Below are 6292 nucleotides of genomic sequence, written 5' to 3' on the forward strand. Positions count from 1 at the left end.
TTCTCCTGAAAGCTTGCGTTTAATGGCGGTGATGCAGCTATTCTATTGCAAACAGCAAATAAACACAGCCGAAAATCGGGATTGTTCACGAATTGACTATTTACTGATAACCGATAGTTGCGGACGAATCCATGCAAAAATCCGGCCGGTATTTCTCCAGTCAGCGCTGGACTCGCTAGCCGAGGAAGGCCGATAATCCGTGAACCGCAAAACCGGCCTTCGCCCTGCCACCAAAACACCATGTCCAGCTCAACCACTTCCAACCCATTAGACCTCGCTTGCTTTCCAAGCAACTACGTCGAAGCGCGCCAGGGCTGGCTAGCGGCGGCGGAATTAAGCTTGCATTGCGAGAGTTTGGATTTTCCCTGTCCCGGCCAAGGACCGGACGGCGCGGCCTTATTCACGGACAGCATTTGGATAGGACCAGCCGATGCCGAACAAGTGGTGGTGATTCTGGCCGGCACCCACGGCATCGAAGGCTACACCGGTTCGGCGGTACAAACCGATTGGTTGCACCGTTTGAGTGCACAACCCTCGCTGCTGCCCAACGGTGTCGCATTAGTGCTGGTGCATGCATTAACGCCGTGGGGTTATGCCTGGTCGCGTCGCTGCGATGCCGACGGCGTCGATTTGAACCGCAACGCAATCGACTTCAGCCAACCACCGCCCGACAACCGACATTACCGCGAACTCCGGCCGGCCTTATTCGAAGCCGATGTTGGCCGACGCCAACAGGCACTCGCCGAATTCGCCACCCGCCACGGCCGAACCGCGCTGGAAATCGCGATCAGCGGCGGGCAATACCTCGATCCGCTCGGGCCTTTTTACGGCGGCCGCGCGCCGGCTCACGGCCGTAAGGTATGCGAAGCGTTGATTTCTCGCTATCAACTCAATCGGCGCCGGCTGGCGGTCGTCGACATCCACACAGGACTAGGAGCCTACGGTTACGGAGAAATCATCTGCGACCACGCGCCGAACAGCATCGGCTCGACGCTTGCAAAAACTTGGTACGGCGACGCGGTGACCTTACCGGCGGCCGGCACCTCGAGTTCGGTACCGAAATGGGGTTTGCTGGATTATTTGTGGCACGCGGCAATCGGCGATGCCGGTTGCTACGTCACGCTGGAGTTCGGCACCTACTCCACCGATGCGCTGTTCGATGTCTTGCTGCAAGATCATTTGCTTTGGGCGCAAACCGGCAACGACGCGGCTCACCTGATCCACCGCGACGCGATGCGCCGGCATTTCTGTCCGGACGATCCGGTCTGGCGCGAACAGGTACTGTTTCGCGCCCGTCAGGTCATCGGCCAAGCACTAGCTGGGCTGGCACGATGACGACCGTGATACGCCCGGCGCTGCCGACCGATCTGGAGGCGCTGGTTGCACTGGAAAACGCCAGCTTCGCCACCGACAAACTCAGTCGGCGCAGTTTTCGGCATTGGCTGACCAACGAGCATCGCGCCCTGCTGGTCGGCGAATTCGAACATCGGGTGGCGGGCTACATATTGATCATTTACCATCCCGGCACCCGATTGGCGCGAATTTACTCGCTGGCCGTGGCGCCGGAGTTGCGCGGCCACGGCATCGCCAAGGCCTTGATGACCGCCGGCGAACAAGCCGCTCGCGACGACGGCAGGCTTTATCTGCGCCTGGAAGTCAGCGTCGATAACGCGGCGGCGATCAAGCTCTACGAAGCGCTAGGCTACCAGCGTTTCGGGGTCTACCGCGATTATTATCAGGATCACAAGGACGCGCTGCGCTATCAAAAACGCATCCGCCGTTACCGCGACAAACCGCAGCACCGCTCGGTGCACTGGCTCAGACAAACCACGCCGTTTACCTGCGGGCCGGCCGCGCTGATGATGGCGATGCACGCCTTGAACCGAACCTACCAGCCGTCGGCCGACGAAGAAATCAATCTTTGGCGCGAGGCCACCACAGTCTTCATGACCTCCGGCCACGGCGGCTGCCACCCGCTCGGTTTGGCGCTGGCGGCGGGCCGGCGCGGTTTTCACGTGGAAACCTGGATCAACCAAACCTCGACCTTGTTCATCGACAGCGTACGCAGCGACGAGAAAAAACGCGTCATCGAACTCACTGATCAATATTTCAAACGCGAAGCCGAGCGTCGGCAAATACCGGTACATTACGCCAGCATCAGCCAGGCCGATCTAATCGCCGCGTTCGAGACCGGTGCAATTCCCTTGATTCTGATCAGCACCTATGCGATGGACCGTAAGAAAGCCCCGCATTGGGTCGTCATGAGCGGCTACGACAACGATTGCTTGTACATGCACGACTCCGACCCCGACGATGGCCGGCAAAGCGACCTGGATTGCCAGTTCATCCCGATCGCCCGCGAGGATTTCGAGCGGATGTGCTGTTTCGGCAAATCCAGGCTGCGGACGGCGGTGATTTTGAAACCCGACTCCGCTCTCGCTCACAAAGCCCAATAAACGCGAGCCGCGCCGAAACCGGCATCGATAAACGCCGCCAGTTTCGACAAATTTCGAGCTGCATTTTCAATTGGCCCAAGCGCCGGTCTTGCGTGCTTTTTAGGGCGAAGCTCCCTCTCGCGGACAGGCGTGTCGAGCCGTAAGGAGTTAAATCAAGGCGAACCGCCTCTGTGCGTTTGCCGCCCAGTTAACCCTCCGACCGAGTACGCGAATCAATGACGTTGTTTCCGACAACCGACCAAATACTCGCTCAGACTGACCGTCAAGCTGCTGTCTCGATCCATATCCGCGAAGCGGCGCAATACTTCTCCATCACTGTTGCCCAATGCGGTCACGGCGAACTCCTCGCTGCTTAACGCACCGCTGGCATCAGCATCGGCCAAATTGAAAACTTCGGTTTCCAAAGTCAGCGCCTTCCCGGTCTTGCCGACGACGAATTCGCTAAGCGAAATGTCGGCGCTATCATCTGCATCCAGTTCGTCGAAACGAGTGTCGGTCAAACCGGCGATATAGGTCTGGTACTCGGCCAAGGTCAAGTCGTCGGCGGTGTCGGTATTGGCAGCCTCGAACTCGGCGGTCCGTAGCGCGGTTTGCGACGATTTGGCGTAAGCCGGCGCACTGCCGACCAACGCGATCAAGAGACTGGAAATCAGCCATGCTCTAGTCATGATTAAAACTCCTGGTTTTCGTTGGAATGTGGCGACGGCAACGCCGTCGCCGGTAGCCGGCCAAATCGAATAGAGGGAAGTTGCGACTTGACCGGCCAACGAAATACTAGAAGACATCGCCTTCAACGGGGCCACCGAAAAGGTAAAAGCAGGTAAAACTTTGTTAACCGCCGTTCCAACGCCAAAGTCGCGGCAGGCTCGAACCCAAAACTTGGTTCGCATCCATTGTAAGCGAGGATTGCAACGAAATTACTTGCGTGGACAGCCACGCCGACCACACTTGCACGACATTCAGCGATACCATCGCTGCTTCGGGCCGTTTCTTCGCGATTGGCTAGCGCACCGTCCAGGCTAGAACGATTGCGTTAAGGACAGTGGAAAATGCCTAAGGGCGCTGTAGATATGGGGCCGAGACGGTTTGATATCCCTTCGCGGCGCCAGGAAGTCAGTTCAAGTGCTTAAGAAGTCAATTAAAAACGAGTGGCAACGCCGACGATCTATTTTTACCGTAACTCACGGCATTCAGCTCCCCTTGTAATCGTGAAAGACAAACCATCGGTGCCAAGCATTTAAAAAGTTAGCGCCAGCCATCTCCTCCAGTTTGTAACCTGGGTACCACGGCCGATGGCGAGGGATGAATATGCTGATTTCCCTGCGCGTCCGCAGCCGCTATACCTGCGCGTACACTCAGCCGGGGAAATATAATAACGGCATCTGCGAAGTCCAAAGCACGCCGATAGCATCCGCCACCAGATGCGGGCGACCTTCAGCATTCCGTTTGCGTTCTAAAATCCAGCTGGCAATAGCTTAGCAGCGCTAGTTTAAATTGATCTCAACAAAGACAATTCCGGAACAACGCTGAAGTTTTCAAATGCCCTGAACCGTTTCGAGCCAGGGAAGCGGCGTGATCCACGTTGTCAGGCAACCGCCGGTTTTATACTTGAGACTATCGATGACAATTGACAATCACGAGGGATTTTCAATCATTTTGGAATGGTCGGAGTGAGAGGATTCGAACCTCCGGCCCCTGCCTCCCGAAGGCAGTGCTCTACCAAGCTGAGCTACACTCCGATGCCGTCTTGGACGGCTTATTCTAACAAAGATGGGTAGCTTCGGCGCAAGCTTTTCGCTAACCAGAACCGAATCGAGTAAGAAGAGGGAGTTTAGCGCCGCCCATCTGGATAGAGAAGCTGGCACCAAACCGGATGCGGCTCATAAAAGGCCGCCGACATCTCGGCGGCCTTTCTCCGCATTAAATAATGCTAACTTCTTCGGCCTGCGGACCTTTAGGGCCGCGACCCAATTTAAACTGCACGTGCTGGCCTTCGTCCAAGGTTCTGTAACTGTTGTTCGGATTCAGAATGTTTTTGAAATGAACGAAAACGTCCGGGCCTTGTTTTTGCTCGATAAAGCCGAAGCCTTTATCCGCGTTAAACCATTTGACGACGCCGGTGGTGAAAGTAGTAGACATGATAAGTCCTAGAAAAATATTAAAATTTGGCCTGCGATAGGCCGGTAACGCTGGTAAATGCTGGAATTACTAAATGAAGAACAAGGACGAATGTCTAACGTACCGACACCGATTTGATAAACAAAGGTAAAAACGTATTTTCTAGCTGACCTTATTCTAGGCTGATTCGCCGGCATGTCAATCTAATTCGTGTCTTTAAACAAGAGATGACGTACCCTGACATTATTTGTTGGAGGATTTTAGCTTTGACGACCATTGCGGCCTGGATACGCCCCTTGCTTCGCTTTGGGTACTGCGCGGAAGCCGGTGCCGCTATCCTGTTTTTCGGCAGCCTGGCCCATTCGCCAGATTTGCACGACGCCGGCGTTGCAGCGTTGGCCGAATTGATCGAACAAGGCTACCGAGTCCCCAGCGAAAATGATCCGGTACGAGTGTTTCCGACATTAACGAACGGCCAATTCAGCGCTAGCCATGCGGGCGGCTGGCGACCCGGCGCCATTTACCTGCGCCAGCAACCGCAAGGCGGTTTGGATGCGGCAGTCTATCTGCGCCACGAGCTGTTTCATGAAGCCAGCCATCGCAGCTGCGGTGGACTTTGGCCGACCTGGATCGAGGAAGCCGCCGCAATGCGCTTTAGCGGCGAACTATCCAACGTCGATGCCCCGTCTCAACTCAATGCTGCCGAGTTGGAAGCGCTAGCGGCAGACATCCGCTCCGGCAATCAATTGAGCGCTAAAGCCAGATCGTTACTGGGCCGCCTCGCGGTGACAGCCGATTGGCCGGCGCGTGCCTGTGGCGCGCCGCCACAATGGCAATCTTGGTTGGGCTCCAATGCGAGCGCGGGAGCAGGCTACTTACTGATGAACTTGATTTCGGGGCGGATTTTGGACCAAGGCGGTGACTCGCAAACCGCTTTGCCGCCGGGCTCGTTATTGAAGATTCCCTATGCGGCCGCATTGCGAAACGCCAATCCGGAAGTGCTGACCACCGAATTAGCGACCAGCGACACCTACAAATTGCTACAACGCCGCGCCCAATTTCAACCCGACCTTTACCGACGATTTTTGCCGGAAGCTTCTCGGCCAGGTCCACCGACAGCCCAGATTGACGACCAAGGTTGGCGCGTGTTTTTAGGCGAACGCGACACCGACGGCCGCTTCCCGATCGTCGCCGACTTGCCCGAATTGGCGCTGACCATGCGAGCCGCCATGTTAAGCCAGCCCAGCTATTTTCAAGGCCTAGCCCAAAACGGTAGTCTTCCGGGTTCGACCTTGGCAGCTCGTCCCGACTCCGAGCTAGCGATATTGCGCCGATTACAGGCAATGGCAAAAACCGGCACGGTCTCGAGCGCGGACGGCCAAGCCGAGATCGGTCATCTGATGGTGGCCTGGCCGGCCGGACATCCGGTCTATTTAGCGGTTTTCCGCCAGCGCGGCGTCAACGGCGCCGGCGTCCTAGCCTATGCGTCGCCGCGGCTGCAACGCTGGCAACAACAATATCCCGCCGAATTCGCCGCCGTCCGGGTACGCTTACTGTCCGCCACCGAACGCAATAGCTGGCAAGCCGACGCAGACTGCCCGGAACTGAACGGGCCGGCCGGACGATTTAGCCGTTGCGGGTCGTTTACACTGGTATCCAGCGCGCGCGGCAGTCGTTCCGTTCGCTTGATTGCGGGTCTATTGAACGACGTCGGCGAA

Annotated in this window: 5 protein-coding genes and 1 tRNA gene; 3 read left to right on the forward strand and 3 right to left on the reverse strand. The window is 56.8% G+C overall.

Annotated elements, in window-relative coordinates:
* Positions 1–240 precede the first annotated feature (240 nt).
* Together A1355_RS04385 and A1355_RS04390 are read left to right on the forward strand one after the other, a co-directional pair.
* On the forward strand, positions 241–1335 hold the full coding sequence (locus tag A1355_RS04385) for a DUF2817 domain-containing protein (RefSeq protein ID WP_064025367.1): 1095 nt from the start codon (positions 241–243) through the stop codon (positions 1333–1335).
* Positions 1332–2456, forward strand: coding sequence for a GNAT family N-acetyltransferase/peptidase C39 family protein (locus A1355_RS04390; RefSeq protein WP_064025370.1), 1125 nt, complete (start codon positions 1332–1334; stop codon positions 2454–2456). Before A1355_RS04385 ends, A1355_RS04390 begins: the two co-directional genes overlap by 4 nt.
* 212 nt (positions 2457–2668) lie before the next feature.
* On the opposite strand, the gene A1355_RS04395 is transcribed toward A1355_RS04390, so the two are convergent.
* From A1355_RS04395 to A1355_RS04405, 3 genes are all read right to left on the reverse strand, one after another.
* A complete protein-coding gene (locus A1355_RS04395; protein ID WP_139306335.1) occupies positions 2669–3124 on the reverse strand; it encodes a hypothetical protein in 456 nt (151 codons plus the stop codon).
* A gap of 994 nt (positions 3125–4118) precedes the next feature.
* A tRNA-Pro gene (locus tag A1355_RS04400) sits at positions 4119–4195 on the reverse strand.
* Positions 4196–4376: 181 nt separating this feature from the next.
* Positions 4377–4595 carry a cold-shock protein gene (locus A1355_RS04405; RefSeq protein WP_064025375.1) on the reverse strand — a complete coding sequence of 73 codons (219 nt, stop codon included), beginning with the start codon at positions 4593–4595 and terminating at the stop codon, positions 4377–4379.
* Between the two features lie 245 nt (positions 4596–4840).
* Here A1355_RS04405 and A1355_RS04410 point away from each other — a divergent pair.
* Positions 4841–6292, forward strand: a 1452-nt coding sequence (locus A1355_RS04410; RefSeq protein WP_064025377.1) for a hypothetical protein, incomplete at its 3' end; no start/stop codon positions are given.

Source organism: Methylomonas koyamae, from assembly GCF_001644025.1.
Classification (GTDB): domain Bacteria; phylum Pseudomonadota; class Gammaproteobacteria; order Methylococcales; family Methylomonadaceae; genus Methylomonas; species Methylomonas koyamae_A.

Coding starts and splice junctions, on each gene's coding strand:
- A1355_RS04395 (WP_139306335.1), bottom strand. CDS start 3,124: ATGACTAGAGCATGGCTGATTTCCAGTCTCTTGATCGCGTTGGTCGGC.
- A1355_RS04385 (WP_064025367.1), top strand. CDS start 241: ATGTCCAGCTCAACCACTTCCAACCCATTAGACCTCGCTTGCTTTCCA.
- A1355_RS04405 (WP_064025375.1), bottom strand. CDS start 4,595: ATGTCTACTACTTTCACCACCGGCGTCGTCAAATGGTTTAACGCGGAT.
- A1355_RS04390 (WP_064025370.1), top strand. CDS start 1,332: ATGACGACCGTGATACGCCCGGCGCTGCCGACCGATCTGGAGGCGCTG.